The organism is Haloarcula sp. CBA1115, from assembly GCF_000827835.1.
Lineage (GTDB): Archaea > Halobacteriota > Halobacteria > Halobacteriales > Haloarculaceae > Haloarcula > Haloarcula hispanica.
The window spans coordinates 421,699-447,275 of the sequence record NZ_CP010529.1 but is presented as its reverse complement, the minus strand read 5'-3'; the positions used below and the strand labels follow the sequence as shown (position 1 = coordinate 447,275).

Sequence of the window (25,577 nt, the reverse complement as noted above, 5' to 3'; positions counted from 1 at the left end):
ACGCCGTTCAGGACAGGCGGAACGTTTCCAGGTTCTTCGGGTTGTGCGTCCGCATATTGAACTTCTGGTACAGCGCCGAGGACAGCTGGTTCGTCGTGGACGCGTCGCCGTGGACACAGAGGATTTTCTCCGGTCGCGGGTGCATCGTCTCGACGAACGACTCAAGCCCCTGTCGGTCGGCGTGGCCGGAGAAGCCATCGACCGTCTCCACGTTGAGTCTGAGGCTCACCCGCTCGGCGCGTGGCCCGCTCGTATCGCCCATAGTAATCTCGTCCTGGCCGCGCTGGATCTGGCGACCGAGCGTCCCCTCGGCCTGATAGCCGACAAAGGCCATCGTGTTGTCCGGGTCGCTGCCCAGCAGTCGGAGCCAGGACATAACGGGGCCACCAGTGACCATCCCGGAGGTGGTCAGAATGATGGCCGGCCCCTCGTCGGTGATGTCGCGTCGCATCTCGTCGCCGCCGTCGACTTGCTCGAACTGCTCGGCGAGGAACGGGTTCTCGTCCTCGTACAGGATACGCTGGCGGAGGTCGTCCCGGAGGTACTCCGGATACGCGGTGTGGATGGCCGTTGCCTCTCGAATCATCCCGTCGAGGTACACCGGCATCGTCGGGATGTCGCCCTTTCGCATCGCCTCTTCGAGGACGAGCATGAGTTCCTGGGACCGACCCACGGCGAACGCCGGAATCAGGATTTTGCCGTCGTTCTCGTAGGCCTCGTTGATGACGTCTCTGAGGACCCGTTCGGAGTCGGACTGGTCGGTCTGGTAGTCGTTTTTCCCGCCGTAGGTCGACTCAAGCACGAGCGTCTCGACTCGCGGGAAGTCGTTGACAGCGCCGTCGAGCAGGCGGGTGTCCTTGTAGTGAATGTCCCCGGAGAAGGCCACATTGTAGCGGCCCTCGCCGATATGGAAGTGACACACCGCCGAACCGAGAATGTGGCCGGCGTTGTGCATCGTGAGTTTGATATCGGGCGCGATGTCGGTGACGTTGCCGAACTCCAGAGGAATCGTGTGTTTCAGCGCGTCACGGACTTGCTGGCTCTCGTATGGTGGCGTCCGCCCTTCCTTCGAAGCCACGTCGAGGTAGTCCAGCTGGAGCAGGCCCATCAGGTCTCGTGTCGGCGCTGTCGTGTAAATCGGGCCGTCGTAGCCGTATTTGAACAGGATCGGGATGAGCGCGGAGTGGTCCAGGTGGGCGTGTGTCAGGACGACGGCATCGAGGGAGTTCGGCCCCGCCGCGAGCGCTTCGGGTGCCTGAAGGTACGGGACCTCGCCCTCAGCACCGGGCTTGTCGCCGCAGTCGATCAGGATGCGGGACTCGGGCGTCGAGAGGATGAAGGCGGCGCGCCCGACCTCGCGACAGCAGCCCAACGTAGTGAGTCGAACCCAGTCCTCGTCGCTCGTGGTGGGGCGGTTGATCTGGCGACCGACGCGCTGGAGGATGTCCCGTCGTTCCTCGCGTTCCTGCTTGAGGTAGTTCCGGACGTTCGAGACGGTCGAGGACTCCATCGGCGGCGTCCGGACGACTTCGGGAGTCCAGCCGACGGAGGCGGAAATATCGTCCAGCGTCGCCCCGTGGCGGCCGATGACTCGTCCCGGCTTTTCGGCCTCGATGAACACTTCGCCGGTCTGGCGGTCGAAATCCAGGTTCTGGACGCCGGCGTCCTCGGGAATCGTCTGCGTGATTCGAGCCCGGGCTTCGTTCGGTGGGACGAGTGCTTCCTGCGTGGGGCGAACGTTGATGCGTTTGCGCAGCGTCTGTGCGAGGTTTCTGACGATCCCGTCGCGGTTGGCGACCGTCTGTGCGTCCGGCGTGTAAATAACCAGTTCCGGTCCCTCGAACGCGACGGATTCGATTTCGATGTCGTCCGGTGTCTCTTCTTCGACCTGTGCTTTGATTCGATCAAGTGTCTCGTCTGCGGAACTCATAAGTTTGGAGATGGAGGCCCGATAGCCGTCGGTAAAACCACGGCTCTCGACTGCCGTTATCTAGCGGGAGTGCAAGCACGGTAAAGAACCTTTGCTTGTCTCGGTATGTCATCGTGTGGTCGTGTCTCGGCAGGAACCGGCGAATTTTAGTGTGGGACTGCGAGTTGTAGTTGTATGGGCTTTGGTAGCTACGATGAATCCGAACAGAAGGACAACGACGTAGACGCAGACGACAGCGAGGGCGTTGCAGTCCACGAGAACGACCACGACGGGTCGGTCTCCTTCGAGACGGAGGCGACCACGAGCGACCTCGTCGACAAACTCGGCGACATGAAAGACGAGGACGAGGAGTAACGCCGCCGCCATTCCCGACTGCGCTTACTGGCCGACTTTTTCCGCGAGTTCACCGCGCTCGTCCAGCTGTTCGAGGATGTCGCTGCCGCCGATGAACTCCCCGTCGACGAACGTTTGGGGGATAGTCTCGCGGTCGCTGTGGCGCTCTAGGGCCTCCCGATAGGCGTCGGTCGCCTTGAGCACGTCCACTGTCTCGATGTCGTCGCGGTGCTGTTGCAGTAGTGCGAGGGCCTTCTTCGAGTAGCCACACTGTGGCATCAGCTCGTTGCCTTTCATGAACAGCACGACCTCGTTGTCCTCGATGACGCTGTCTACCTGGTCCGTGACTTCTTCGGGCGAGAGTTCTTCGGGCTCGAATGCCATACCCTCACTAACGCCGTCGGCAATAAAGGCGTACCGACGGGACAAACGAGGTTGTACCGACGGGTCGAGCGGAACCGCACCGCCGGGATACGACTACTCGGCTTCCTCGGGCGTCAGTGTCGTCAGCTCGATAGCGTGAATGTCGCGGGTGAGATGGTCCCCGAGCGCGTCGTGGACGAGCTGGTGCTGGTCGACTAGTGATTCTCCCTCGAACGCCGGGGACACCACGCGTACGGCGTAGTGTTTGTCGTCGTCGGGGTCCCGCGGTGTGGTGACCGTCGCCTGTGCCTCCGGCAGTTCCGTTTCGATGAGTTCGGCGACTGCATCCTCGTCCATACGCGCTCTGAAGAGAGCGGCAGGCAAAACAGTTGGCGTCACAGTCACGCCGCGGTCACTAACTGAGTGACAGTTGCCGGCTGATACCGACTCCGAGGGCGGCCAGTCCCAGAAGTGCGAGCGCGACCCCGCCGAACCGGACTGCCGAGAACGAGGCCACAAGCCAAACCGTCCAGAGCCCGACTACCAAGGCAAGCCCGCCGGCCACGATCAGTCTGACGAATCGCTCCACGTCCGTACCTGTGGTGATCGGCTGTAAATTCCCGCCGGCTGAACCACAGGTGTTTGTGCCTCGGGTACGTAGCTCGAATATGAGCGACGCTACGCTCGTCTACGACGACGACTGCGGCTTCTGTACGTGGTGGGCGGACTTCATCGACGAGCGGTCCGACCTCGAAATCGTCGGGTTCTCCGACCTCGACGACGACCTGCTGGAGCGACTCCCGGACGACTACGAGTCCTGCTCGCATCTGGTGACCGAGGAGGAGGTGTACTCCTGTGGGGAGTCCATCGAGACAGCGCTCACCTACACTGACATAGGCAAGCCGGCGCGGCCGCTGGTCTCCTTCTTCCGGCAGTTCGAAGACTACGAGCGGTTCCGCGAGCGGGCCTATCGACAGGTCGCCGATAACCGTTCGAAGTGGGGGAAGGTCATGTCGAAGACGCCGCCAGCGCGCAGGGACGGCACGAACTGACGACCTCGGACCCTGGCGTGTTGCAAATTGCCCTCGCTGACCGGGCTGGCGTAGCGCAGAACCGACACCGGAACCGCGTGGTCGCGACAACGAACACCAGGAGGTAACTGACCGCCAGCGCCCGGTGAACAGCATCCGGACGAGCCAGTACCCTCTGGCTCCCACGGCAGCACACTCCGGATGTGGCCCAGACACAGACTGACCGTACGGGCGACGGCTGTGTCAACCGCATTCAGCCGTTATCTGCCTGTTCAGGCCATCAGTTGCTGGTGGGTCGGCTTCATACAGCGGTCCTGGACGACGCGGCGGCCGGCCGCTTCGGCACGTTCGACGGCCTCGTCGTCGTGGATGCCGAGCTGGAGCCAGATGACGGCGTCGTCGTCCCGTTCCAGGGCCGCGTCAACGATGTCGCTGACCTCGTCGCTTGGCCTGAACACGTCGATGATGTCTATCTCGCCGGGAATCTCTGACAGCGAGTCGTAGGCCTTCTGTCCGAATATCTCGTCTGCGAAGGGATTGACCGGAATCACCTCGTACCCCTGTTCGCGGAGGTACTTCGGGATCTCGTGAGCGTCCTTGCCGGGGCTGGTCGAACACCCGACGACGGCGACGCGGTCCAGTTCGAGGATCTCTCGGAGTTCGTCGTCCGAAGTAACAGGCATACACGGATGTTAGCCGGGCAGCAACAAAAGCGATTGCCTGCGGGACTTACTCCGTGGGCTCGTCGGCCCCTGTCGGTTCCTGCAGGTATGTCTGGCCCCACGCTGCCATTTCGGTGATTACGGACTCAAGTGACTCCCCGTGTTCGGTGAGCGAGTAATTGACGCGAAACGGTTGTTCGTTGATTACTTCCCGGTCGACGAGCCCTTTCTCCTGTAGGTCTTCGAGGCTGTCAGAGAGCACTTTGGAAGAAATCCCGTCGACGTTCTCTTTGAGTTCGTTAAATCCTGACGGGCCGTTATCAAGCAGTCGGTGGATGATGACGGGGTGCCACTTCTTCCCGATGAGGGACGCCGTCGTGGTTATCGGACACCACTCTTCGCCAGCACACCAGACGGAGAGCTTCTCCGGTGAATCGCTCATATCTTGTCGGGATTTCGGCCGCGGCCGGCTAATAACTACCCCTGTGCAGGTAGCCGGACGCTACTGTTCGTGGGCTATAGTAACAATTGAAACGATGTACACACCTGATCGCACTGCTGTCGTGCGATCAGGTGTGTATTGATTTTCAATGGCTACTATAGCTTGGGAGACACAGTGGACCCTCGCACACCGTGTGCCTGCCCAAAATCATGGCGAGCGGCAGCTTCCCAGCCATGAGAGAGTAATTATATTTTTCTCCGGTTATTCAGTGTATTCTTGTATGGTTGCAGTCACCGTGTGGAACGAAAACCGGCACGAACGGGCGACAGGCCCGGCCAATGCGATGTACCCCGACGGGATCCACACGACGTTGGCTGAGATGCTTACTTCCTACGGCCACACCGTCCAGACAGCGACACTCGATGACCCTGCCAACGGACTAACCGAGAAGATACTCGCCGAAACTGACGTTTTATTGTGGTGGGGCGATGTCGCACACGATGCTGTCAGCGATGCGACTGCGAGCCGCGTCGAGCAGGCTGTCCGTGAGGGAATGGGGTTCATCCCGCTACACTCCAGTCACGAATCGAAGCCGTTCGAGGCACTCATGGGAACGACTGGCACCCTGCGCTGGCGCGAGGAGGGCGAGCGCGAGCACGTCTGGGTCGTCGAATCGAGCCACCCAATTACCGACGGGCTTCCCGAGGAGTTCGAACTCGAACGTGCCGAGATCTACGGAAAGGGGTTCGACCTGCCGATACCGGACACCCTGGTGACCGTAAGTTGGTGTGGCGACGGCACAGTGTTTCCCAGCGGGTGTTGTTACTACCGTGATGCAGGACGGATATTCTACTTCCAACCCGGCCACGAGACGTTTCCAGTGTATCACCGGCCGGTCGTTCAGAAGCTCCTGCACAACGCTGTTACCTGGGCCGCGCCGGATGAGACCGACCACCGCTGCGCTGGACAGTCCTGACAGTCGGGACAACCGTTGTGCTGTCTGTTAGCTCTCGGTTGCCCCTCCTTCTGTTTGATTGGCCGACCAGAAAGGACAGACTGTCTCTGTAAATAGGTGATTAGGAGGCGTCTTTCGGAACGGTAGGTGCTGTTTTACCTCGGGAGGGTGACCGAAGGCGACTGCAAACTTAGGGGGCTGGGTCACGACCGTGAGCCAGCATGCGAGGACAACAGCGGAGCCGTAGACCGATTCCAAAGGGTTTGTATCTAATGACTTCGGAGAGTGGCCTATGACAGAGAACGTGGTCGTACTCGGTGCGGGGTACGCTGGTGCGGGGGCAATAAAGAGTTTAGAGGACGAGCTAGACGGTGTGACGGACGTCGATGTGACCTGGATTTCTGAGACGGATTACCACCTGGTCTTGCACGAGTCCCACCGCTGCATTCGGGACCCGAGCGTCCAGGAGAACATCACTATTCCCGTCCACGAGATCAAACAGCCCTCGACCTCGTTCGTTCAGGACGAAGTCGTCGGCATCGACACCGACGCCCAGGAAGTGGCCCTCGCCGATTCCGACACTGTCGAGTACGACTACCTGCTCGTGGGGCTGGGATCGCAGACCGCATTCTTCGGCATCGAGGGCCTCAAAGAGCACGCGCTGACGCTCAAGAGCCTCGACGACGCGCTCGACATCCACGACAACATCCAGCAGGCCGCTCGTGACGCCTCCACCAACGACCCCGCGCAGGTCGTCATCGGCGGCGCTGGCCTTTCGGGTATCCAGACCGCCGGCGAAGTCGCCGAGTTCCGCGACGAACACAACGCGCCCATCGACATCCACCTCGTCGAAGGGCTCGACCAGGTCCTGCCCAACAGCGACCCGGAACTGCAGGGTGCCCTGCGTAAGCGTCTGGAAGCCGCCGACGTGAACATCAAGTGCGGGGAGTTCATCGGCGAAGTCGACGAGGAGACAGTGTACATCGGCGACGAGGACGAACTGGATTACGACGTACTGGTCTGGACGGGCGGCATCACCGGCCGCGATTGTATGCAAGACGTCGATCTGGACAAGGACGAGCGCAACCACCGCGTCCACGCCGAAGGGAACTTCCAGACCGAGGATGAACACGTCTTCGCGATCGGCGACTCGGCGCTGATCGACCAGCCGGGCGACCAGCCCGCCCCGCCGACCGCGCAGGCCGCCTGGCAGGCCGCCGAAGTCGCCGGTGAGAACCTCGCTCGCGCCGTGCGAGGCCAGCCGCTGAAGACGTGGACCCACAAGGACAAGGGCACGGTCGTTTCGGTCGGCGAGAAAGCCGTCGCCCACGACGTGGTGAATATGCCTATCGAAACGTTCGGCGGGATGCCCGCGAAACTGCTGAAAAAGGCGATTGCCGCCCGCTGGATCAAGGACGTTACTGGCGTCGGTCGGGCCGTCAAGGCCTGGCCCGACATGTAGTACCTTTTTACTTCGTCGGGTGTCCTCACGCGCTCTTCGAGCGCGCTGCGGGCACCACTCCTCGCAAAAATCTACGCTAAAAACGACCGTCTCGCTCCCGCTGGTCGCGAGACGTAAAACCGCGCGCCGATGGCGCGCGGTATGCTGTTTTGCCCGTCTCCGAGCAAGGCACTACCAGGCCGACTCTAACACGCTGACGATGTCTTTTCGTGTGGGTTCCAGTTCTGACGGGACGTTCGCCATGAAGGCGTCTTCGAGGACGGCGTCAGCAACTTCGGGGAACGCCTCGCGGTCGGGGCCGTCAACATCCCGGAGTCGTGTCGGCAGTCCCAGCGTCGTCACCACGTCATTGACCCGGTCGACGACCGCAGCAGCGGGGTCAGAGGCCTCACCGACACCGAGAGCATCGGCGAGTAGTGACCGCCGGCCGTCGACCTGCTCGAACAGGTACGAGAGGGCGTGTGGAGCGATAACCGCGTGGGCCGCGCCCTGCTGGACCTCGTAGGTCCGGGTTAGTCCGTGGCCGAAGGCGTGGATCAGCGAGAGCGTCGTCCCATCGGCCCGCGAGATGCCGTACTGGACGAGCATGATGCCCCGGGTGAGCGACTGATACACCCACGGGTCGTCGTCACCGTTACCGAGTGCGAGCAGTCCGTCTGTGAGAAGACCGAGACCGCGCGACGCTGTGGCGTCAGTTATCGGGGTTGAATTAGCCGCGTACAGCGTCTCGATACCTTTGTCGAAGCCGTTCATCGCCGACGCCGCGAGGACCGACCGGGGCGTCGTCGCGATCAGTTCGGGGTCGTAACAGACGGCTGCGGGCATCAGTTTCGGATCGCCGACACCGCCGCTGGTCGGTTCGTCCACAGGGCAAGTATCGGGCACGGCTGTGACTCCCGCCACGATAGAGAGGTCAGCGCCGGCCAGTGTCGTCGGGACAGCCACAATCGGCGGCAGCTCCGTTTCGGGGACGGCTATCGTTCCGGAATCGACGAACGCCTGACCGACAGCGGCCGGATCACGGTCGGTTGCCGCGAGGATACTGATGATTTTCGCCACGTCGAGGCTGCTCCCGCCGCCGACGGCCACGAGACAGTCGGCATCGACCTCGCGGAAGCGTTCGAGCCCGTCGTAAGCGGTACCGAGCCGCTTGGCTGGCGTCGTTTTCGCGAAGACGCCAGCCAGCTGGTCACCGAGCCCCTCTCGAACGGGGTCCATCACAGCCGGCGTCTCACCGACGGTAGCGCCACAGACGACCAGCGCGCGGTCGTCGCCCTGTGCGTCTAGCTCCGTGTCAAGCGACCGAACGGCATCGGGGCCGTACCGCAGCGTCGCAGGGTCGTACTCGAACCGGAACGGGGCGTTGAGGTCGGCGGCAAGCGGTGTGTCGGGCATTGCTGTGACTCACTCGGCCCCGCTCGTCTTTAGCCCTTCAGGTCGTCAGCGCCGTCGGTCGCCACAGGTCGAGCGTTCGGGTCGTCTGCAAGCGTGGTCACGTCGTCTGTCCGTGGTAAAACCGTAGCGTATTCTCGGCAGGATTCCCGTGCTCAGACCGGCTCCGCCTACTGTGGCTCCATGCCGGCCATCCCGTCAGTCAGTGCGCCGAGGTCGGAAAGCACCTCGGCGAGCGAACCGATACTGTCTTTCTCCCGTCGGTCCGGGTTCACGAGCACCCGAACCGATTCCGTTCCCAGCGAGACGAATCCGAGGTCGAGTTTCGCCGCCGTAGCACGGAGGCCGAGGCCCGCGTCCGCGTCGCTTGCAAGCACCTTCCGAGCGGGGCTTTCGTGTGCCTTCGTCGTGAGTTCGTAGCCGTCGATAGCATCGATGAGTTCGGCGCGGCCGACACCCCGTTCCTCGCCAAGTGCGTCGACCGCGTCGTCGAAGCTCCGCCGCAGTCCAGAAGCGCTGTCGCGGTTGACGAAGCGGTAGTCGCCGTCGACGAGGTCGCCCAGGTCGGACACATCGGTATCAGGACTGACGACCAGTCCCCACTCACGCTGCCATCCCCCGATGTCGGTCGCTTCGTGGTCGCTGCTGGTCGGACCCGCGACGACGGCAATATCGGGCACGCCGTTGTCGAGGCGGCGGAGCCCCTCGGTGGAGCCGAGCGGGAGATACCGCGGGCGGGAAACGGTGTCAAGCAAGCGCGAGAGGAGGGGGTCGTCCTCGCCCATGCCGAGAAGCGTCGGCGGTCTGACCGCCGGGGAGAACAGCGTCACGTCGACTGCCTCCCCCTCAGCAAGGTAGTCTGTCCCCGGCGGCACGTCCACGAAGCCGTCGGCGTCGACGAGGCTCGTCGTCGCGCCGCTGCCCTTGTCGACGGGATAGACCAGCAGCGACCCCGTCTCGTCCTCGACCAGGCCGGCCGGCATGAGGCGTCTGCGCCCCTCGCCGTAGCGTTCCTGGACCGCCATCGTGCCCGAGACCGTCGCTGTCTGTGGCGGGTCCCGCCCGGCGGCGTCCCGGACCGCCGGCGCGACGAACGTCTGGAAGATGGTCAGCGCCGACACCGGGTACCCGGGCAAGCCGACGTACGCCGAGTCGCCGATAGTGCCGACGAGCATCGGCTTGCCGGGCTTGACGGCGACGCCGTGGAGCCTGAGTTCGCCGCGTTCCTCGATCACGCGGTAGATGACGTCCACGGCACTCGCGCTGGTCGACCCCGACGAGAGAACGAGGTCGCACTCGTCGGCCGCCTCGTGGAGCAACCGCTCCATCTCCGCGTAGTCGTCGCCGGCGTGGGGGTACATCACCGGATCGCCGCCGGCCTCCGAGACAGCGCCGGCGAGCGTGTAGCTGTTCACGTCGTATATCTGGCCGGCGGCGCTGTCGAGGGGATCCCCGGGCCGGACGAGCTCGTCACCGGTCGAGAGGATGCCGACCTTGGGACGACCACGCACCGGGACCTCGTCGAGGCCTAGCGCCGACAGGAGTCCGATTTCCCGCGGCGTGATGCGCGTTCCAGGTCCGAGGGCGCGTGCCCCGGCCGCGATGTCCGCGCCGGCAAGCATCACGTTGTCACCGGGCGCGACGGATGTGCGTATCTCGACGCCGTCGGCTGTCTCGGTCGTTCGCTCGACCATCACGACGGCATCCGCGCCGGGCGGCATCACCGCGCCAGTGGAGATCTCGGCGACCGACCCCGACTCGACCGTCACGTCGGGCTCCTCGCCCGCGTGAACTTCGCCGGCGACTGAAAGCGTCACCGGGTCGGCCTCGTCAGCGCCGAAGGTGTCCCTGGCGTGTACGGCGTAGCCGTCCATGCTCGCGCGGTCGAACCCCGGCACGTCGATGTCGGCGTCGACCCGCTCGGCGAGGACGCGGTCGCGAGCGTCAGCGAGCGGGACCGTCTCCGGGGCAGGGTCGATGTCGAGGTCCGCGACGACCTCGTGGGCCTCCTCGGGCGACGCCAGGTCGCGGAACTCGCGGCGGTCGCTCATTGGGACCACTCCCAGTCTTCGACAGTCACGGTGTCGCCGGCGTCGTACCCCTCGACGGACTCCGGCACGACGACCCAGCCGTCGGCGAGCGCGACGCTCGAGAGGACGCCCGAGCCGCTGGCCCGCGTCGGCGTCGCGGTCGGTTCGTCATCGTCCTCGGTGTGTAGTTCCACCCGGGCGTAGGTTCGGGTCCCCGGTTCACTGGCTATCTTTCGTGTCAGCTCGGCCTCGGTGGTCGGCGGCGCTGTCGACGGGAGGTGGCCGGCCTGTCGGAGCGCCGGCCGGAGGAACTGGACGGCGTTGACGATACAGGCGACCGGATAGCCCGGGAGCATCAGAATCGGCGTCTCCTCGACCACGCCCAGCGCGACTGGATGGCCCGGCTTCAGCGCGACGCCGTGGACCAGCACCTCGCCGATTCCATCGACGACCTCCGGGAGCAGGTCCCGCTCGCCGACGGAGGACCCGCCGGTCGTCACCACGATGTCGTGGTCGAGGTCGTCGCTGATGGCCGCCCGGAGCGCGTCCACGTCGTCGGTGACGATATCGCGGTAAGTCGCTGTGCCGCCCCAGCGTTCGACGTACTGGGTGACGGTCTGGCCGTTCGTCTCGATGACCTCGCCCGGCGCGGGGTCGTCCTGCACCAGTTCCTCCCCGGTCGGAATCACGCTGACGGTTGGCTGCTCGTACACCTCGATGGTGTCGGTACCGACGGATTTCAGCAGGCCGAGGTCCGACGGACGGAGCCTGTGGCCTGCCTCGTAGAGGGTCTGCCCTTCCGCCACGTCCTCGCCGACCGGCGCGACGTTCTCGCCGCCCGCGACCGCGTCGAACACCGTGACGGTGTCGCCGGCCACCTCGGTCTCCTCGACCATCACGACGGCGTCTGCGCCATCGGGGAGTTCGCTCCCCGTGTGTACGCGGGCCGCTGTCTCTGTGGTCACCGTCTCACCGACCCGGAGCGATGCGGGCGACCGCTGGCTCGCGCCGAAGGTGTCCTCGGCTCTGACGGCGAAGCCGTCCATGGCCGCCCGGCGGTAGTGGGGCACCGCTCGTTCAGCAGCGATGTCCGTGGCGACCACGCGTTCGTCCGCCTCGCGCAGCGGGACGCGCTCGGTCCGCTCGTGGGGCGTCACTGCGTCCAGCAGCGTCTCCCTGGCCGTCGTCACCGGTGTTCGGTCCTTGAACCCGGCCGACTTTCGGGACTCGTTGCTCATGCCTGTACGAATGGCCGGCACACCAAAAAGCTCGCCAGGTTCAGGAGGGTAGTGACAGTAGCGTAGGTGTGAGTGGGTCGACCCTCCGCTGTCGTCTCTGCGGGAGCGAACTCTCGACGGGGCTAGTCGCGACCGACAGCCGGCACTGCTGTCTCAACACCACACCTATCGCCGGGACCTGCCCCGAACACGGGCCGGTCGGGCCGCACCACGCCGTGGAGAGGTGAGTATCACCGTCCCCAGCTCGGTCAGTCGAGGCGGTTGAGGTCACCCCGACGCTCCCGATGCATGACACCACCGGCGAACCGACGCAACGTGTCGACGAGTTCTGATTCGGTTTCGTACGTTTCGATTCGCAAGTCCCAGCGCACCGACGCCGACCGAATCATCGCACTCGTCACGTCGTCCTCATGGATGAACACCATCCGATCACCGTGCGTGTCCGCGAGCCGTTCGAGGATACTGCCGGCCTCCTCACCAACGCCGAAGTTGTGTCCGAGAAACGGCAACACGAACGCGGTGGCATTGCTGCATCGCGCAAACTCGATACTCTGTGTCGCCGCGTCCACGTCGTCAGTGTCAATGTCGACATCAAGCGCCAGAAAAGCGTTGAAGCCCGGGTCGGCCCGGAGCGCCCCCTGTACCCGCCGCAACAGTGCTTTCGCCTCATCGATTTCAGCTTTGTTCTGAAACAGTCGCCGGAGTGGGCCAGGCAGGTCGCCGATATCGATATCGGCTCGCTCGGACTCGCTAAGAACGTAGTTGAGATTGAACGACTTGTAGGGCCCCATCAGATAGAACAGGAACCGGTCGTACCGAACATCCCCGACCTGGTCCATAATCCGCTCCCGTGTTATTTCCGTCGCCATAGTGACACCAATCTGCCACTATATTATAAAAGTAGGTATTTTCAGTATTCATTGGCTTGAGAACAGCTAAATATGAGCCGTCCGTACACATAATTGAGATGTCGACGGACCATTCGCGAGCGGTGGACGGGGAGCCGCCGGAGGACCCGGCCGACCTGCTGCCCGACGACAGCGTTCTCAGTCTTGAGGAGTACCTTGATATGCACGCTGCGGTCGGCAACCGGATTCGGTACGAAATCCTCTACCGCCTCGTCCACGGTGGGGAGATGAGTCCGACGGAACTGGATGACATGTTAACTGTCGATGACAGTACGCTCCACTATCACCTCAACACGCTCGTCGACGCCGGCCTCGTCGAGAAGCGCCAGCGGACGGACCGCGGCCAAGATGGACTCTACACATACTACAGTGCGACTGTCTTCGGCGAGGTGACGCTCACCGACGGCGTCGACGAGCTCATCCGTGGCGAACAGGCCTTCGACGACATGTACGACAGTTCGGCGGAGTGAGTGGGCACGCGGCCGGCACGGAGGTTCAAGTACGGGAACGGGGCCACGCCCCGGTATGCAGTCCATGGCTCCCGCCGCCGACCCGGCAGCGACGCTCGCATTACTCGCTGCGGTCGGAACGGGAGTCGGGCTGGGAACGCTCAGCGGCCTCATCCCGGGGCTGCACGCCAACACGTTCGCGCTCTTGCTCGCCGCCGCGGCGAGCAGCCTGCCCGGCCCGCGGCTGTACGTCGGCGTCGCGATGCTTTCGGCCGGCGTGACACACACCTTCCTCGACGTAATTCCGGCGCTGGCGCTTGGCGTGCCGGACCCGGCGATGGCAGCCAGCGCACTGCCGAGCCACCAGTTGGTCATCGAGGGCCGCGGCCGGGAGGCGCTTCGCCTGTCAGCGCTGGGGAGTGGACTAGCTGTGGTGTTTGCTGTCCCGCTGGCGGTTCCGCTAACGCTGCTGATGGAGCGCGTGTATCCGCTGCTCCGGCCGTGGCTCCCAGTGCTGCTCGCAGGAATTGCGGCCTTGCTCGTGGTCACGGAGCACGGTCGCCGCCAGCGGGTCGGCGCGGCGTGTTCCCTGGCCGCCAGCGGTCTGCTCGGAATCGGCCTGCTCGATGCGCCGGTAACCGGAGCGTTGCCTGTGTCGGACGTGCTGGTCCCGCTGTTTTCGGGACTGTTCGGCGCGCCGGTGCTCCTGGCCGCTATCGAGGGGGACGGCGTCCCGCCACAGGCCGACGCGACGGTGACGACGCCGCGACGAACGGTCGGCGTTCTCGCCGGTATCGGGACGCTCTGTGGTGGCGCTGTCGGCTACATTCCGGGCGTCTCCAGCGCTATCGCAGCGACGCTGGCGCTGGGCCTGGTCTCCGACCAGGGGCCGCGAGCGTTCATCGTCACGACGAGCGGCGTCAACACGGCGACGGCTGTCTTTGCGCTGTTCGCGCTCATCTCGTTGGGAACGCCCCGAACCGGCGTTCTCGTCGCGCTCGACCGAGCCGAAGTCCCGTTGGTGCTCCCAGCACTGCTCGCCGCGGTCGCCATCGCTGCCGTCGCCGGCGCGATACTCGTCCCGACGCTGGGCGACCGCTACCTCCGGATTGTCGGTCGACTGGACCCGACATACCTCTCGCTGTCCGTGATTGCGGTCCTGATCTGTCTCTCCGCGCTCTTCGCGGGGCTGGTCGGCGTGGGTGCGTTCGGGGCCGCGACCGCAGTCGGCCACTTGCCCCCGAAGTTCGGGGCTCGGCGGGCGACCCTGATGGGGGTGTTGCTCGTCCCGCTGGCGTTATAGGTAGCCCCGCTGGCGGAAATGGGCGAGCAAGACGGCGACGACGATCACCATCCCGATCATCACCGCGGGGTAGCCGAACGCCCAGCCCAGTTCCGGCATGTTGTACGGGCTATCGGCGAAGTTCATCCCGTAGATGCCGACCACGAAGGTCAGCGGAATGAAGATGGTCGCGACGACGGTGAGCATCTTCATTACCTCGTTGGTCGACTGGGACACCGTGTTCAGGTAGATATCCCGCGCCCCCGCCACCAAGTCGCGGTACGTCTCGGTCAGGTCCACTATCTGGACCAGGTGGTCGTACACGTCCCGGAAATACTTCTCCGTCTGTGGCTGGATTTGTTTGGGGTCGCCGCGGGCGAGCACGCCGATCGCCTCCCGCGCCGGCCAGACCTGTTTTCGGAAGGACAGCAGGTCGCGCCGGACGTCGTTGATCCGTTCGAGCGTTTCGATATCGGTGGAGATGGTCACTTCCTCCTCGATCTGTTCGATATCGGTCTCGATCTCGTCCAGCAGGTCGAAGTACGCGTCGACGATGACGTCGATGACCCGGTAGGCCGTGAAATCCGGGCCGCGGTGGAGGAGTCGCTCGTCCCCGCGGCCGACGGCGTCCATCACGCGCTGGATGGACGGGACGGCTCCCGTCGACAGCGTGACGACCCAGTCGGGGCCGATGAACAGGCCAAGCGGCGTCGTTGTCACCTCCTTGTCGAACGTCGTATCGCCGGGCGTGAGCGACGCGGACTTGACGAGCGCGAACGTGTAGGCGTTGAACTCCTGGACGTTCGCCCGGACGTCGGTCTTGATGTCCTCGATAGCCAGCGAGTGGAGATCGAAGGCGGAACTGACGGCGTCGATTTCTTCGGGTGTCGCGTCGGTGACGTGAACCCACGTCGTCCCGACGGCCGTTCGGGCTGCCGCCAGGTCCTCGTACTCCATCGCCTGTCCGTCGGCGTACACCACTGCGGAGATCACGGTGTGTCCTCCGTCGGCGTGGCGTGGCCGACGGCCGCCACCGTCAGGCCGACCATGACCGCCGTCACTGACGCAGACCGGCCAGGGTAGGCGACGCTCGTCCCGACGACGTAGCCGGCGATGCCGACGAGCGTGAGCACCGCACCGGCGACAAACAGCCGATTCATGCCTCCGTCATCACTGGCCCGAAAGAAAACAGTGTCCCCGCAGTCAGTTGCCCGAGTGCGAGAGGCCGCCGAGCAGCGTATCGACGCGTGGCCCTTCGCGGTCGTCGATCTGTTCCGGGTAGACGGCGACGGCGACGACCACGTCGCCCTCGTGCTCGAAGCTCGTGAGGTGGATCAGGACGTCGACTTCCTGACCCTCGATGCTCGTCGTTCCGGAGAACACGGCCACCTCACGGGACTCGCCCAGTGCCTCCACCGAGCGGTTGCGTTCGAACTGGACATCGTTTATCTGGTCGTTCCGGCTGGCGACTTCCTCGACGAGGCGTTCGTTGGACCAGCTGGCGGCCGGGTTCAGCGACTTCCCCGCGACGCTGGCGCTGGGCGTCGAGAAGACGATGAATCGGCCGGCGTTGACCTCACCGAGCGGTCCGAGGTCGATGCCACGCTCGTACTGTCGGACGTGGTTCGTGACGCGGATGGTTCGCTCCTGCCCGGCGACGGTGACCGTCCGCTCGATAGTCTGTTCGTCAGCCATCGACTGCTCGTAGCCGGTCTCTTCGAGCGCACTGTCGCCGACTGACGCCGGTGCGGAGTCGAACTCGACTGTCTCCCCGGTTATCAGGCCGACACAGCCCGACGAGGCGACGAGTAACCCGACGAGAAGCGTGAGGATGCCCTTTCGCATTGTTGTTCCTACACTGTGTCCAGTATATAAAGTACTTGGCCGCCCAAGCTGTTAACTAAGGTACAAAACACCGTCGATAAACGTCCTAGAACCGGTCTGTCGTCCCCTTTCAGAGCCGGTAGGTCGGCCCGTCGTCGGTGTCCTGCACCTCGACGCCGAGCGCTTCCAGTTCGTCCCGGAGTTCGTCGGCGCGTTCGTAGTTACCGGCCTCTCGCTCCTGCTCGCGGATGTCCAGAACCAGATCGACCACGTCGCCGGCAAGCGACACGTCGCCGCTGTCGTCGTCGCCGAACGCCAGCCCGAGGATGCCGCCGCCGAGTTCCTCGAACGTTTCGACAGCGCGGCGGAGCCCCTGGTAGTCCCGTTGCTCGTGGGCATCCAGATGGGAGTTCACTGCGGCCGTCAGGTCGAGCAGCGCGGTCATCGCCTCCCGCGTGTTGAAGTCGTCGTTCATCGCGGCCTCGAACGCCGAGCGGGCGTCTGCGACAGCGTCACGAAGCGTCTCGTCGGTTACCTTCGCGTAGGCGTCCACGCCGTCGCAGGCCTCGGCCGCTCGCTCGTAGCCGCGAGAGAGGCGGTCCCAGCGCTCTTCAGCCTCCGAGATGGTCTCGTCGCTGTAGGTCGCCCGCGAGGTGTAGGCCGTCGACAGCAGGAAGGTCCGAAGCACGTCGGAGCCGAACTCCTCGACGGCATCGGCGACGGTGAAGTAGTTGCCAAGCGAGGAGGACATCTTCTCCTCCTCGGTTTCAAGCAGGCGGACGTGGAGCCAGTACTTCGCGAACTGCTTTCCGGTCGCGGCCTCGCTCTGGGCCACCTCGTTCTCGTGGTGGGGGAAGACGAGATCCTGCCCGCCGACGTGGATGTCGATGGACTCGTCGAGGTGGGTCATCGACATCGCCGAGCACTCGATGTGCCAGCCGGGTCGCCCCTCGCCCCACGGCGAGTCCCATATCTGAGCGGTCTGGCAGGCTTCCTCGGCGGGTGCGGCCTCGGGATGTTGATGTTCGGCGATGTCTGCCGGATCGACGCCGCCAGCCTTCCAGAGCGCGAAGTCTGCGGGGTGCCGCTTCTCCCCTTCGGTGTCCGCGCCCTGTGATTCGATGTCGTCGACGGACTGGTTCGAGAGTTTCCCGTAGTCCTCGAAGCTCGTCACATCGAAGTAGACGGAGCCGTTCTGCTCGTAGGCGTGGCCCTGCTCGATGAGTCGCTCAACGAGGTCGATGATTTCCGGGACGTGCTCTGAGACGCGGGGGTACACCTCCGCGCGGCCGAGGTTGAGCGAGCGCATATCGTCGATGACCTGCTGGACGTAGTGGCGGGCCACGTCGGCCTCGCTGTCGCCGTCCTCGCCGACGCGGGCGACGATCTTCTCGTTGACGTCGGTGAAGTTCTCGACGTGGTGGACGTCATAGCCCAGGTGGTCGAGCCAGCGGGCCATCACGTCGACATGGACCCAGCCGCGCGCGTGCCCGAGGTGGGGTGGGTCGGAGGTCGTCAGCCCACAGTAGTACAACAGCACGGAGTCGGGGTCGCGCGGCTCGAAGGGCTCTTTCTCACCGGTCAACGTGTTCGTCACACGAAGCGTCATTATCGGGGCAAACTGGGGCCGCCCGCTTTAAGCCGTCGGAAGGCGGCTCACCCCTGTACAGTCGCTTCGACCACTCGGAGCGCGTCCGGTCCCGCGCGGCGACTCACTACCACGACGAGCGCGTCGTCGGTGACGCCGGCGGCCTCGGTCGAGATATCGGTCGCTCGCAGGCGTCCCAGCACCTCGGCCAGCGCCGCCGCCGAGAGGTCACCGGTGGCGACGATGCCAGTCAGCGAACCGGCGCCATCGGCGAAGGCGGCGTCGCCGACTGTGAGGACGGCGGCCGACTCAGCATCGGGGGACTCGACCCGGCCAAGCCCGCTCTGCATCGAGACCCTGGCGTCGCTGTCGTGTGGCGGGTCGGTGGGCAGTTCCTCGGCGAACCGACGGAGCGCAGTCGCGACGGCTTCCTCCTCGCCGTCGATGTCGAGCGTACGTGCGGCGGCCGTGTAGTTGACGATGCCCGCCCGGAGTGCGTCGTAGAGAAACGGCCGCTCGCGGACGGCATCCCTGGTCGCGGCTGCGAGTGACATTGGCGTCGGCCACGGGCGGCGTGGGCAAAAGTCGTTCTATCAGGCGCGAGCGAACGCGGTTCCACGGGGCCGCTCGCTACCGAGGGGCCTCGCCGTCCTGTGATGAACGGTAAACGGGCGCGCTGGACCCGCAGAACTTCGGGACCACTCCCAGCGACTGAGAACAGTCATAGGGGATTGTGCCACAGGAGGCCGTCTCTCTACATGAGGGAAGGACAATGGCTATTGCACAACGCGAACGGCAAGTGTTCGGACAGCCCCTGGAACCGGCGGAACGAGTCATCGGTGGCATCGTCGTCGCTGCTGGCGCGCTGGGACACGCCGCACTGCTGGCAGCCGCTGGGGTGTTGTTCTACGTCCTCCTGTTCGGGCTGTGACCGAGTGGAATCGGTCGGCAAGTACACACTTTCGGCGTTCAACGTTGAACAGCCTGCCGGCTATCCGGGCAGGCCAACGAAGGCCCTAAGGACGGCTCGCACCAACCGGTGGATATGGACGAAGCGCTCGTTATCGCGGCCCATGGCTCTCACCTGAACGCCGAGTCGAGTACGCCCACCTACGACCACGCGGACACGATTCGGGCGACCGGCGCGTTTAGCGAGGTCCGTGAATCCTTTTGGAAGGAGGAACCGTCGTTCCGGGAGGCGCTGCGGACCGTCGACGCCGACGAGGTGTATCTGGTTCCGCTGTTCATCTCGGAGGGCTACTTCACCGAGCAGGTCATCCCCCGGGAGTTCCGTCTGGAGGGCTGGGACCCCGAGCTGTGGGACTCCGACGGGACGAGCGCGACAAACGCGACGCTGACCGCCGAAGACACGGACCAGACCGTCCACTACTGTGGTCCGGTCGGGACGCACGATTCGATGAGTGATGTCATCGTCCAGCGGGCCGAGTCCGTCACCGGTGACCCAGATGTCGGCGACGGATTCGGCCTCGCGGTCGTCGGCCACGGTACGGAGCGTAACGAGAACTCCGCGAAGGCTATTCAGTACCACGCCGACCGCATCCGTGAGCGGGACCGCTTCGACGAGGTGCAGTCGCTGTTCATGGACGAGGACCCCGAGGTCGACGATGTGGCTGACTACTTCGAGAGCGACGACATCGTCGTCGTCCCGCTGTTCATCGCCGACGGCTTCCACACGCAGGAGGACATCCCCGAGGACATGGGGTTGACCGACGACTACCGAACGGGATACGACGTACCGACAACTGTCGAGGGCCACGACATCTGGTACGCCGGCGCGGTCGGGACGGAGCCGTTGATGGCCGACGTGGTACTCGAACGGGCCGGTGACGCGGGGGCCGACGTGCGAAGCGCTATCGAGCAGGTCCGTGCGGAGACCGGCGGGGCACCACCGCCGCGGGCGACTAGCGGACCCATCGCCGACGGCGGGGACTACCGATAGCGAGCGACGATTGCTTCGTCACCGGAGTGGACTATCGCGTTCTCTGTGACCGCATAGAGGAAGCTGAAGTCGAGACGGGGTTCGTGCCATTTCAGGCTCCCGCCGTTGTCAAACTGAAACAGGCCGTGGTGTTTCGTGTTGAGGAACACCGACCCACCCTCGGGAGCCGGGGCCGCGCCCGTCGCACCGATATCCGTCTGGTACGCGCTTCGCCCCTGTTCCATGCCCGCGTACCGTTCGTCATTGAACCGCCATCGCTCAGTGCCGTCAGCGGTCGCAACAGCTATCAGGGCGTGTCGCTCCGGAACGTAGACGGTATCGCCGTCGCGGCTAAACCGCAACGGTCCACCCGGAGTGGTGACATTTTCGTTGACCCAGCGGCGCGTCCCCGAGTCACGGTCGAACGCCTGAAGAAACTCCGAGCGGACGTAAACCGCGTCGCCGCGGACATGTGGCCGCCCGTTGAGGCTCCGCTGGAGCGTTCGGTTCCAGAGGGGTGAGCCGTCCGGTGCGAACACGTCGAGTCGGAACTCGTCGCCAGTCCCCCAGTCGACGGCGAGACAGCCTGGTCCCGCACCGACTGTCGGCACGTTGTTTTTATACGGGTCTGCAGGGACGGGGAGGGACTTCGACCACTGCTTGGCCCCTCCTTCGCTGGCGAAGGCAAGGAGATTCCCGCTCTCGGTCCCGACATACACGCGGCCGTCAGCGGCGGCGACGCTCGACACTGGCTCTTCGACTGTTTTCGTCCAGTCTCGTCCGTCCCCGGCCACCCCGATGACCCGACCGGCCGCTGTCCCGACGTAGAGGCGGGCCGCATGGCTGGCCCAGTCTACCGCGACGCCCTCGAACTCAAACCGGCCCAGCCGGGAACCGTCGACGAGATTGTACCGAGCAACGGCCCCAGCCGAGTTGTCGTCGAGTAAGTCCATGGTCTCGAACGTGACCTCGAACAGCGTCCCGTCGACCAGCGTGACCAGACGGCCGCCGTCGTCGGCGGTTTCCCACTTCTTATCGCCCGGGCCGGGGCGATAGCCACACCCGGCGAGCGACCCGATAACGCCGGTAAGCCCCGTGAGAACGGTTCGTCGGCTGTACTCGGTCACGACGGTCCCTCCCGGGCCATCGTCTCCAGTCGTTCGATGCGGGCCTCGGTTGGCGGATGGGTCTGGGGGAACACGTCGTTGGCAACGAAATCAGGCGCGTCTTTGAACTGTGTCTCGTCGATGGGTGCGATATAGAGCGCGTCGAGACCACCGTCTTGCGCCCGGAGGTCGTGGTCTGGGGCCGCCGCCATCTCGTCATCGATGGTCGCCAGCGCGCTGGCGAGCGCCGCAGGGTCGCCGGTGATAGCGACGGCCCCGCGGTCTGCGGCGTACTCGCGGTACCGCGAGAGCACGCGAAACAGCGTGAAACTGGCGAGCCAGAACACGGCTGAGACAGCGAGCGTCAGTAAGGCACTGACTGTCAAAATAAAGATGCCGAGTAGGAGGCCCCGGGCGCTGTCGCTATCGGTGTGTCGGAAGCCGGTGAAAGCACCGGGGATGGCCTGAAGAAGCCCGAGGGTGCTGGCTGCGAGGCTGTAGGTTAGCGTCGGGAGCACGTAGGAAAGCGACATCACGGTGGCGTCGCGGTTCTTGATGTGAGCGAGTTCGTGGGCGATGACGGCGTCGCGCTCGTCGTCGTCGAGTGCGTCGAGCAGTCCGGTCGTGAGCACCAGCGTGGCGCTGTCGGGACTCCGGCCAACAGTGAATGCGTTCGGCGCGTCGCTGTCTGCAATGGCGACTGCCGGTGCCGGAAGGTTCACTGATTGCGCTAGCCGTGTCACGTTTTCAACCAGACCGGGTTCGTCGTCGGGGCCCACGGGGCGAGCGTCCAGCGCCCGCAGGGCGATGGTGTCGCCAACGGCCAACTGCGCGGCGAACCCGACCACGACGCCGCCAGCGACCAGCCACGGCTCGATGTAGAACTCGCCGGCCAGCACCCAGTCGGTGGCTAGCTTCGCCAGCCATATTCCGGCCGTGTTCACGAGTGCAAGGCCTGCGTAGACGAACCCCACCGGGAGGAGTCCCACAAGGACGACAGCAGTCGCCATTCGGACCTGTAACCCCCGGTCAGTCGGCCAGTCCACAGCGTCCACCTCCGGACACGGACCGCCCCCACCAAGATGTCATAAATCATCTACGATTCTTGTAAAATATAATTTTGCCGAATTTGGAACTATCTCCACTCCGATTGCCGGAACAGGCGACTTTTCCCGGTGCGACACCTACGGCGGCGGTATGGACGACACCCATGTCGAGGCGTTCGCCGAGGCGGCGTCGGACGGTATCGCGTTCGACGGTATCGAGGCAGCGGTCGAGGGTGGACGCTACGCCGTCGAGACGACAGCGGAAGCAGAGAGTACGAGTATCGCGGACCTCGATGGCCTGGCCGCGTCGTACCCCGAGTACATCTCGAACTGGTACTTCTGGCACGCAAAAGCGCCTCAGGCGGAGCCTCGCTGGGCGTATCTCCGGTGGCTCGAAAACGCTGAGTCGACGCCGATTCCGGACCGATACGACCAGTTACGAGAGGGGCTGACGACGACGTGGGGTGAGCTCTCGATTACCGTGACACTGGACGAGGACGACGAGCGGGTGTACGACCTCCGCCACGTAGACGACACGGGGACAGACGCCGATTCGCTGGACGCGTACGACGACCCACTGGACGCCCGTACCCTCGCCAAACACGACGACCGTGACCGCTACCGCCCGCTGAAAACAGCCCCCACTCTCCAGTCAGGCTGGGTGTTTCCCGAACTCGGACCGACGGAGCTAGTCCAGGCGGTGGACTTCTTCTATCCGGCCACGATTTCGAACTGGCACCGTGAGCGCGAGGGCGAGTTGGACGTGAGCCACTGGCGCGACACCGTCGACCGCCAGACGGGCATTTACGGCGTCGTCAAGACCTGGGACCGCGGCGACGGCTACGAACACGTCAACTGGGTCGCCGAGGCTTGCTGTGACGACTCCCAGTGTCTCAAGCGCCGAGAGTGGCAGTACGACGACGAGACCGAGCTCGATGTCGACGGTGGGTCGGGGAAATTCCCCTGCCGTGAACCCTGTTCCCTCGTCATCGCTGGCGCACGCCAGTGGACGAAACTCGAAGGCGAGACGAGCCAGACCTACGAGTTCGAACTCACGCCCAGCGAAAAAGAGCAGGTCGAGGCCATCATCGATGCCGTCGCCGACGGCGAGGCCGAGGACATCCGCGAGGCGGACATCTACGAGGGAGCCAACCGGTACCGGGCGCGGTTCCTGCGCGCGAAGCTGTTCGACGACGAGGGGAACCTCGGCGGCGTCGAGACGGAACAGTAACGGGGTTCAGGACGAGCGAACGGCGACGGACAGAAGTCCCAGCACGATTGTGACTGCGAGGACTGCGACAGCGGTCAACAGCAGGCTCTCGGTGAGAACCAGCGTGATGAGGCCCGCAATCAGGACCGTGAAACCGCCAGCCGCCAGTATCGGTCCCGCGGACAGGTCTTCGAGCCCGGGTTCCGATTCCGTCGCCGATTTCGGCTGTGGCTTCGACAGCTCGTCGTCGACGATGACCGGTTCGTTCTCGGTCCCGCCTTCCGGGATGTAGATGTCGATGTACCGGGTCTCGGCGCCGTACCCCGTCACGACCTTTAGCTTGCCGCGGACCGGGCCGTCACCGTCGACAGTTATCCTGACCAGTCGGTCGGTTTCGGCCCGTACGTGGTGGTTCGTGGCGTCGAGCGATGCGACGGAGGAAAGCGAGTCGTCGAGGTGGAGATGGACGTGCAGGGCCTCGCCGTGATTGACTAATCGTACGTCGAAACTCCCTGTCGCGTCGAACTCGTTTGGAACCTCCAGACTGTGGATGTCCGTCCGGTTGAGGTGCACGGGCAGGGAGTCAGGCACGGACGTGACTCCGCGGGGCGAGGAAAAAAAGGTTCAGGCCGGTGCTTCGTCGCGCATGTCCGGCGGGAGCAGGTTCGGAATGCCGTCCTCGATGGGGAACGTCTCGCTGCACTCGGTACAGACGAGTTCGCCCGCCAGGATCTCGTCGTCATCGCGCTCTGTCACTTCGAGGTCGAGGTCGTGCTTGTCCAGAGGGCAGCAAATAATTTCCATCAAGTCCTCTTTCATACATTCGACCAAGACCGGCGGTCGCAAAAGTCTGCCGCTCTCCCAGTGAGTGTCGCCACGTCACTGGGTAATCGTGTGTGAACGCCGCGTCGAAGTAGGGAGAACAGCCCCTAGAACGGATGCTCGCGAACGATGGTTTCGCCGCGGCCGGGGCCAACGCCGATGGCGTAGGCCGGCGTGTCGAGTTCGGATTCGATGTATTCGACGTAGGCCTTCGCGTTCTCGGGGAGTGCGTCGTACCCCTCGTCGGCGGCGTCCGCCCAGTCGACCTCGGGCCAGCCGTCGAAGGACTTGAAGTTGGCTTCACAGCGCTTCCACTGCTCGGTCGTCGCGGGCATCGACGCCAGTTCCTCGCCGTCGAGCGTGTACGTGTGACCGACTTTCACTTCGTCGAGGCCGGCGAGCACGTCGAGGTGGTTGATGGCGATACCGGTAAAGCCGGACACGCGCGTGGAGTGGCGCAACATCGGCAGGTCGAGCCAACCGACACGTCGCGGGCGGCCGGTAACGGTCCCGTACTCGCCGCCTTTCTCGCGGATGTAGTTCGCTAGCTCCTCGTTCTCGCCTTCGCCCTGCTCGTCGTAGTCGGGTGTGTCGCCGACGACGCCGCCGAGTTCGGTCGGTAGCGGGCCACTTCCGACACGGGTGAGGTATGCCTTCACGATACCGATAACTTCGCCGTCGCCGACAACGCCGGGGCTGAGTCCGGTCCCGGTCGCCGCGCCGCCAGCCGTCGGGTTCGATGACGTGACGTAGGGGTAGTTCCCGTGGTCGATGTCTATGATGGTCCCCTGTGCGCCCTCCAGCATGACGTTCTGGCCCTCGTCGATGGTCGCACTGAGGAAGGCCCCAGCGTTGACGGTCATGTCTTCGGCCTCGAAGCGGCGGCCGAACTCGCGGAACTCCTCGAAGATGGCGTCCACGTCGAAGGCGTCCGGATCGTCAAGCTCGTCGACATCGAGGTCGTACACGTCCTCGACGACAGCCCGCTTCTGCGGAACGACGTATTCGAGGCGCTCCCGGAGCACGTCCGGGTCGAGCAGGTCGCCGACGCGGACGCCGCGCCGGCCGGCCTTGTCCTCGTAGGTCGGGCCGATACCGCGGCCCGTTGTCCCGACTTCGTCATCCGTTTCGCTTTTTAGTTCCTCCTCGATACCGTCGAGCACGCGGTGGAACGGAAGAATGACGTGTGCTCGTTCGGCGATGCGAACGTCCGGGTCGAGGCCCCGTTCCTGGAGCGTGTCTATCTCGTCGAACAGCGTCCGCGGATTGACGACGCACCCGTTGCCGAGGACGCCGACCTTGCCGCGGATGGCTCCGCTCGGAACCAGCGAGAGCTTGTACTCCTCGCCCTCGTGGACGACGGTGTGGCCGGCGTTGTCGCCGCCCTGATAGCGCGCGACGACGTCCACGTCGTCGCCGTACAGGTCGACGATGCCGCCCTTCCCTTCGTCGCCGAGCTGTGAGCCGACGATGGTTACGGTCATCGCACGCACCTTCCATCCACCGTGATAAACAGATTACGGTCCGGAAATCACGCTCGTGAGCAGTACCCATGTGAACCGTTA

30 protein-coding genes are annotated in these 25,577 nt (G+C 64.5%); 11 read left to right on the top strand and 19 right to left on the bottom strand.

Features of this window, described 5'->3' with window-relative positions:
- Positions 1 to 7: 7 nt before the first annotated feature.
- Positions 8 to 1,930, bottom strand: coding sequence for a beta-CASP ribonuclease aCPSF1 (locus SG26_RS02025; RefSeq protein ID WP_050036711.1), 1,923 nt, complete (start codon positions 1,928 to 1,930; stop codon positions 8 to 10).
- A 174-nt stretch (positions 1,931 to 2,104) separates the two neighbouring features.
- On the opposite strand from SG26_RS02025, the gene SG26_RS02020 reads away from it, so the two are divergent.
- Positions 2,105 to 2,284 carry a DUF5786 family protein gene (locus tag SG26_RS02020; RefSeq protein WP_004516241.1) on the top strand — a complete coding sequence of 60 codons (180 nt, stop codon included), beginning with the start codon at positions 2,105 to 2,107 and terminating at the stop codon, positions 2,282 to 2,284.
- Between the two features lie 24 nt (positions 2,285 to 2,308).
- On the opposite strand, the gene SG26_RS02015 is transcribed toward SG26_RS02020, so the two are convergent.
- The gene (locus tag SG26_RS02015) at positions 2,309 to 2,647 is read right to left on the bottom strand and encodes a glutaredoxin (RefSeq protein WP_008313275.1); all 339 of its coding nucleotides are present in this window, start codon (positions 2,645 to 2,647) and stop codon (positions 2,309 to 2,311) included.
- Between the two features lie 93 nt (positions 2,648 to 2,740).
- Positions 2,741 to 2,983: a BolA/IbaG family iron-sulfur metabolism protein gene (locus SG26_RS02010; RefSeq protein WP_014040681.1), complete on the bottom strand. Its 243-nt coding sequence runs from the start codon at positions 2,981 to 2,983 to the stop codon at positions 2,741 to 2,743.
- A gap of 73 nt (positions 2,984 to 3,056) precedes the next feature.
- On the opposite strand from SG26_RS02010, the gene SG26_RS21060 reads away from it, so the two are divergent.
- Positions 3,057 to 3,242 (top strand): hypothetical protein, encoded by a 186-nt coding sequence (locus SG26_RS21060; protein WP_154020784.1) that lies wholly within the window; start codon positions 3,057 to 3,059, stop codon positions 3,240 to 3,242.
- A 52-nt stretch (positions 3,243 to 3,294) separates the two neighbouring features.
- The gene (locus tag SG26_RS02005; RefSeq protein WP_050007246.1) at positions 3,295 to 3,678 is read left to right on the top strand and encodes a DUF393 domain-containing protein; all 384 of its coding nucleotides are present in this window, start codon (positions 3,295 to 3,297) and stop codon (positions 3,676 to 3,678) included.
- 251 nt (positions 3,679 to 3,929) lie between these two features.
- On the opposite strand, the gene SG26_RS02000 is transcribed toward SG26_RS02005, so the two are convergent.
- Complete coding sequence (locus SG26_RS02000) at positions 3,930 to 4,340, bottom strand: CoA-binding protein (protein ID WP_014040679.1); 411 nt, start codon at positions 4,338 to 4,340, stop codon at positions 3,930 to 3,932.
- Positions 4,341 to 4,386: 46 nt separating this feature from the next.
- The gene (locus SG26_RS01995) at positions 4,387 to 4,761 is read right to left on the bottom strand and encodes a helix-turn-helix domain-containing protein (RefSeq protein ID WP_014040678.1); all 375 of its coding nucleotides are present in this window, start codon (positions 4,759 to 4,761) and stop codon (positions 4,387 to 4,389) included.
- A 280-nt stretch (positions 4,762 to 5,041) separates the two neighbouring features.
- On the opposite strand from SG26_RS01995, the gene SG26_RS01990 reads away from it, so the two are divergent.
- Positions 5,042 to 5,737, top strand: coding sequence for a ThuA domain-containing protein (locus SG26_RS01990; protein ID WP_014040677.1), 696 nt, complete (start codon positions 5,042 to 5,044; stop codon positions 5,735 to 5,737).
- A 271-nt stretch (positions 5,738 to 6,008) separates the two neighbouring features.
- Positions 6,009 to 7,178 carry an NAD(P)/FAD-dependent oxidoreductase gene (locus tag SG26_RS01985; protein WP_050036710.1) on the top strand — a complete coding sequence of 390 codons (1,170 nt, stop codon included), beginning with the start codon at positions 6,009 to 6,011 and terminating at the stop codon, positions 7,176 to 7,178.
- A 171-nt stretch (positions 7,179 to 7,349) separates the two neighbouring features.
- Here the strand turns inward: SG26_RS01985 and SG26_RS01980 are convergent, their stop codons facing one another.
- The 3 genes from SG26_RS01980 to glp all read right to left on the bottom strand — a co-directional run bounded on the left by SG26_RS01980 (position 7,350) and on the right by glp (position 11,838).
- Complete coding sequence (locus tag SG26_RS01980) at positions 7,350 to 8,573, bottom strand: iron-containing alcohol dehydrogenase family protein (protein ID WP_014040675.1); 1,224 nt, start codon at positions 8,571 to 8,573, stop codon at positions 7,350 to 7,352.
- 167 nt (positions 8,574 to 8,740) lie between these two features.
- Positions 8,741 to 10,621: a molybdopterin biosynthesis protein gene (locus SG26_RS01975; RefSeq protein ID WP_079980792.1), complete on the bottom strand. Its 1,881-nt coding sequence runs from the start codon at positions 10,619 to 10,621 to the stop codon at positions 8,741 to 8,743.
- Complete coding sequence (gene glp, locus SG26_RS01970) at positions 10,618 to 11,838, bottom strand: gephyrin-like molybdotransferase Glp (protein WP_050036708.1); 1,221 nt, start codon at positions 11,836 to 11,838, stop codon at positions 10,618 to 10,620. The genes SG26_RS01975 and glp overlap by 4 nt, the downstream gene beginning before the upstream one ends.
- A 68-nt stretch (positions 11,839 to 11,906) precedes the next feature.
- Here glp and SG26_RS21465 point away from each other — a divergent pair, with 68 nt between their 5' ends.
- Positions 11,907 to 12,065, top strand: a complete 159-nt coding sequence (locus SG26_RS21465) for a hypothetical protein (protein WP_175055136.1) — start codon at positions 11,907 to 11,909, stop codon at positions 12,063 to 12,065.
- Positions 12,066 to 12,086: 21 nt separating this feature from the next.
- Here SG26_RS21465 and SG26_RS01965 read toward each other — a convergent pair whose 3' ends face one another.
- Positions 12,087 to 12,707, bottom strand: coding sequence for a hypothetical protein (locus tag SG26_RS01965; RefSeq protein ID WP_023843318.1), 621 nt, complete (start codon positions 12,705 to 12,707; stop codon positions 12,087 to 12,089).
- A gap of 98 nt (positions 12,708 to 12,805) precedes the next feature.
- Between SG26_RS01965 and SG26_RS01960 the strand changes: the two genes are divergently transcribed.
- Positions 12,806 to 13,216, top strand: a complete 411-nt coding sequence (locus SG26_RS01960; RefSeq protein WP_014040671.1) for a transcriptional regulator — start codon at positions 12,806 to 12,808, stop codon at positions 13,214 to 13,216.
- A gap of 64 nt (positions 13,217 to 13,280) precedes the next feature.
- A complete protein-coding gene (locus tag SG26_RS01955; protein WP_175055162.1) occupies positions 13,281 to 14,498 on the top strand; it encodes a tripartite tricarboxylate transporter permease in 1,218 nt (405 codons plus the stop codon).
- Here SG26_RS01955 and corA read toward each other — a convergent pair.
- The 5 genes from corA to SG26_RS01935 form a co-directional block, all read right to left on the bottom strand.
- Positions 14,493 to 15,470, bottom strand: a complete 978-nt coding sequence (corA, locus tag SG26_RS01950) for a magnesium/cobalt transporter CorA (protein WP_050036706.1) — start codon at positions 15,468 to 15,470, stop codon at positions 14,493 to 14,495. The genes SG26_RS01955 and corA overlap by 6 nt on opposite strands.
- Positions 15,467 to 15,637, bottom strand: coding sequence for a hypothetical protein (locus SG26_RS21460; protein WP_014040668.1), 171 nt, complete (start codon positions 15,635 to 15,637; stop codon positions 15,467 to 15,469). Before SG26_RS21460 ends, corA begins: the two co-directional genes overlap by 4 nt.
- Before the next feature lie 43 nt (positions 15,638 to 15,680).
- On the bottom strand, positions 15,681 to 16,322 hold the full coding sequence (locus SG26_RS01945; RefSeq protein WP_050036705.1) for a DUF6517 family protein: 642 nt from the start codon (positions 16,320 to 16,322) through the stop codon (positions 15,681 to 15,683).
- A gap of 109 nt (positions 16,323 to 16,431) precedes the next feature.
- The gene (gene cysS, locus SG26_RS01940; RefSeq protein WP_050036704.1) at positions 16,432 to 17,910 is read right to left on the bottom strand and encodes a cysteine--tRNA ligase; all 1,479 of its coding nucleotides are present in this window, start codon (positions 17,908 to 17,910) and stop codon (positions 16,432 to 16,434) included.
- A 47-nt stretch (positions 17,911 to 17,957) separates the two neighbouring features.
- Positions 17,958 to 18,443, bottom strand: a complete 486-nt coding sequence (locus SG26_RS01935; protein ID WP_050007442.1) for a hypothetical protein — start codon at positions 18,441 to 18,443, stop codon at positions 17,958 to 17,960.
- 218 nt (positions 18,444 to 18,661) lie between these two features.
- Here SG26_RS01935 and SG26_RS21455 point away from each other — a divergent pair, with 218 nt between their 5' ends.
- Positions 18,662 to 18,820, top strand: a complete 159-nt coding sequence (locus SG26_RS21455; RefSeq protein ID WP_023843316.1) for a hypothetical protein — start codon at positions 18,662 to 18,664, stop codon at positions 18,818 to 18,820.
- 114 nt (positions 18,821 to 18,934) lie between these two features.
- Positions 18,935 to 19,849, top strand: a complete 915-nt coding sequence (locus SG26_RS01930) for a CbiX/SirB N-terminal domain-containing protein (RefSeq protein ID WP_050036703.1) — start codon at positions 18,935 to 18,937, stop codon at positions 19,847 to 19,849.
- Here the strand turns inward: SG26_RS01930 and SG26_RS01925 are convergent.
- Positions 19,840 to 20,955, bottom strand: a complete 1,116-nt coding sequence (locus SG26_RS01925; RefSeq protein ID WP_050036702.1) for a PQQ-binding-like beta-propeller repeat protein — start codon at positions 20,953 to 20,955, stop codon at positions 19,840 to 19,842. The genes SG26_RS01930 and SG26_RS01925 overlap by 10 nt on opposite strands.
- Positions 20,952 to 21,944 carry a M48 family metalloprotease gene (locus SG26_RS01920; RefSeq protein ID WP_050038233.1) on the bottom strand — a complete coding sequence of 331 codons (993 nt, stop codon included), beginning with the start codon at positions 21,942 to 21,944 and terminating at the stop codon, positions 20,952 to 20,954. Before SG26_RS01920 ends, SG26_RS01925 begins: the two co-directional genes overlap by 4 nt.
- 187 nt (positions 21,945 to 22,131) lie before the next feature.
- Between SG26_RS01920 and SG26_RS01915 the strand changes: the two genes are divergently transcribed.
- Positions 22,132 to 23,211 carry a DR2241 family protein gene (locus SG26_RS01915; protein WP_050036701.1) on the top strand — a complete coding sequence of 360 codons (1,080 nt, stop codon included), beginning with the start codon at positions 22,132 to 22,134 and terminating at the stop codon, positions 23,209 to 23,211.
- Positions 23,212 to 23,217: 6 nt separating this feature from the next.
- Here the strand turns inward: SG26_RS01915 and SG26_RS01910 are convergent, their stop codons facing one another.
- From SG26_RS01910 to SG26_RS01900, 3 genes are all read right to left on the bottom strand, one after another.
- Positions 23,218 to 23,763, bottom strand: coding sequence for a hypothetical protein (locus tag SG26_RS01910; protein ID WP_008313320.1), 546 nt, complete (start codon positions 23,761 to 23,763; stop codon positions 23,218 to 23,220).
- A gap of 51 nt (positions 23,764 to 23,814) precedes the next feature.
- Positions 23,815 to 24,009, bottom strand: coding sequence for a methytransferase partner Trm112 (locus SG26_RS01905; RefSeq protein WP_014040659.1), 195 nt, complete (start codon positions 24,007 to 24,009; stop codon positions 23,815 to 23,817).
- 110 nt (positions 24,010 to 24,119) lie between these two features.
- Positions 24,120 to 25,496, bottom strand: a complete 1,377-nt coding sequence (locus SG26_RS01900; protein WP_050036700.1) for an adenylosuccinate synthase — start codon at positions 25,494 to 25,496, stop codon at positions 24,120 to 24,122.
- Positions 25,497 to 25,577 lie beyond the last annotated feature (81 nt).

Excerpts from the sequence above, each read along its gene's own strand:
- SG26_RS01930 (WP_050036703.1), top strand. The coding sequence starts at position 18,935 with ATGGACGAAGCGCTCGTTATCGCGGCCCATGGCTCTCACCTGAACGCC.
- SG26_RS01995 (WP_014040678.1), bottom strand. The coding sequence starts at position 4,761 with ATGAGCGATTCACCGGAGAAGCTCTCCGTCTGGTGTGCTGGCGAAGAG.
- SG26_RS01915 (WP_050036701.1), top strand. The coding sequence starts at position 22,132 with ATGGACGACACCCATGTCGAGGCGTTCGCCGAGGCGGCGTCGGACGGT.
- SG26_RS01975 (WP_079980792.1), bottom strand. The coding sequence starts at position 10,621 with ATGAGCGACCGCCGCGAGTTCCGCGACCTGGCGTCGCCCGAGGAGGCC.
- SG26_RS01955 (WP_175055162.1), top strand. The coding sequence starts at position 13,281 with ATGGCTCCCGCCGCCGACCCGGCAGCGACGCTCGCATTACTCGCTGCG.
- SG26_RS01935 (WP_050007442.1), bottom strand. The coding sequence starts at position 18,443 with ATGTCACTCGCAGCCGCGACCAGGGATGCCGTCCGCGAGCGGCCGTTT.
- SG26_RS01985 (WP_050036710.1), top strand. The coding sequence starts at position 6,009 with ATGACAGAGAACGTGGTCGTACTCGGTGCGGGGTACGCTGGTGCGGGG.
- SG26_RS01965 (WP_023843318.1), bottom strand. The coding sequence starts at position 12,707 with ATGGCGACGGAAATAACACGGGAGCGGATTATGGACCAGGTCGGGGAT.
- SG26_RS01980 (WP_014040675.1), bottom strand. The coding sequence starts at position 8,573 with ATGCCCGACACACCGCTTGCCGCCGACCTCAACGCCCCGTTCCGGTTC.
- SG26_RS02015 (WP_008313275.1), bottom strand. The coding sequence starts at position 2,647 with ATGGCATTCGAGCCCGAAGAACTCTCGCCCGAAGAAGTCACGGACCAG.
- SG26_RS21460 (WP_014040668.1), bottom strand. The coding sequence starts at position 15,637 with ATGAATCGGCTGTTTGTCGCCGGTGCGGTGCTCACGCTCGTCGGCATC.
- SG26_RS02025 (WP_050036711.1), bottom strand. The coding sequence starts at position 1,930 with ATGAGTTCCGCAGACGAGACACTTGATCGAATCAAAGCACAGGTCGAA.
- SG26_RS01960 (WP_014040671.1), top strand. The coding sequence starts at position 12,806 with ATGTCGACGGACCATTCGCGAGCGGTGGACGGGGAGCCGCCGGAGGAC.
- SG26_RS02010 (WP_014040681.1), bottom strand. The coding sequence starts at position 2,983 with ATGGACGAGGATGCAGTCGCCGAACTCATCGAAACGGAACTGCCGGAG.
- SG26_RS01990 (WP_014040677.1), top strand. The coding sequence starts at position 5,042 with ATGGTTGCAGTCACCGTGTGGAACGAAAACCGGCACGAACGGGCGACA.
- glp (WP_050036708.1), bottom strand. The coding sequence starts at position 11,838 with ATGAGCAACGAGTCCCGAAAGTCGGCCGGGTTCAAGGACCGAACACCG.
- SG26_RS01905 (WP_014040659.1), bottom strand. The coding sequence starts at position 24,009 with ATGAAAGAGGACTTGATGGAAATTATTTGCTGCCCTCTGGACAAGCAC.
- SG26_RS01900 (WP_050036700.1), bottom strand. The coding sequence starts at position 25,496 with ATGACCGTAACCATCGTCGGCTCACAGCTCGGCGACGAAGGGAAGGGC.
- SG26_RS21455 (WP_023843316.1), top strand. The coding sequence starts at position 18,662 with ATGGCTATTGCACAACGCGAACGGCAAGTGTTCGGACAGCCCCTGGAA.
- SG26_RS02005 (WP_050007246.1), top strand. The coding sequence starts at position 3,295 with ATGAGCGACGCTACGCTCGTCTACGACGACGACTGCGGCTTCTGTACG.
- cysS (WP_050036704.1), bottom strand. The coding sequence starts at position 17,910 with ATGACGCTTCGTGTGACGAACACGTTGACCGGTGAGAAAGAGCCCTTC.
- SG26_RS02020 (WP_004516241.1), top strand. The coding sequence starts at position 2,105 with ATGGGCTTTGGTAGCTACGATGAATCCGAACAGAAGGACAACGACGTA.
- SG26_RS01920 (WP_050038233.1), bottom strand. The coding sequence starts at position 21,944 with ATGGCGACTGCTGTCGTCCTTGTGGGACTCCTCCCGGTGGGGTTCGTC.
- SG26_RS02000 (WP_014040679.1), bottom strand. The coding sequence starts at position 4,340 with ATGCCTGTTACTTCGGACGACGAACTCCGAGAGATCCTCGAACTGGAC.
- SG26_RS01945 (WP_050036705.1), bottom strand. The coding sequence starts at position 16,322 with ATGCGAAAGGGCATCCTCACGCTTCTCGTCGGGTTACTCGTCGCCTCG.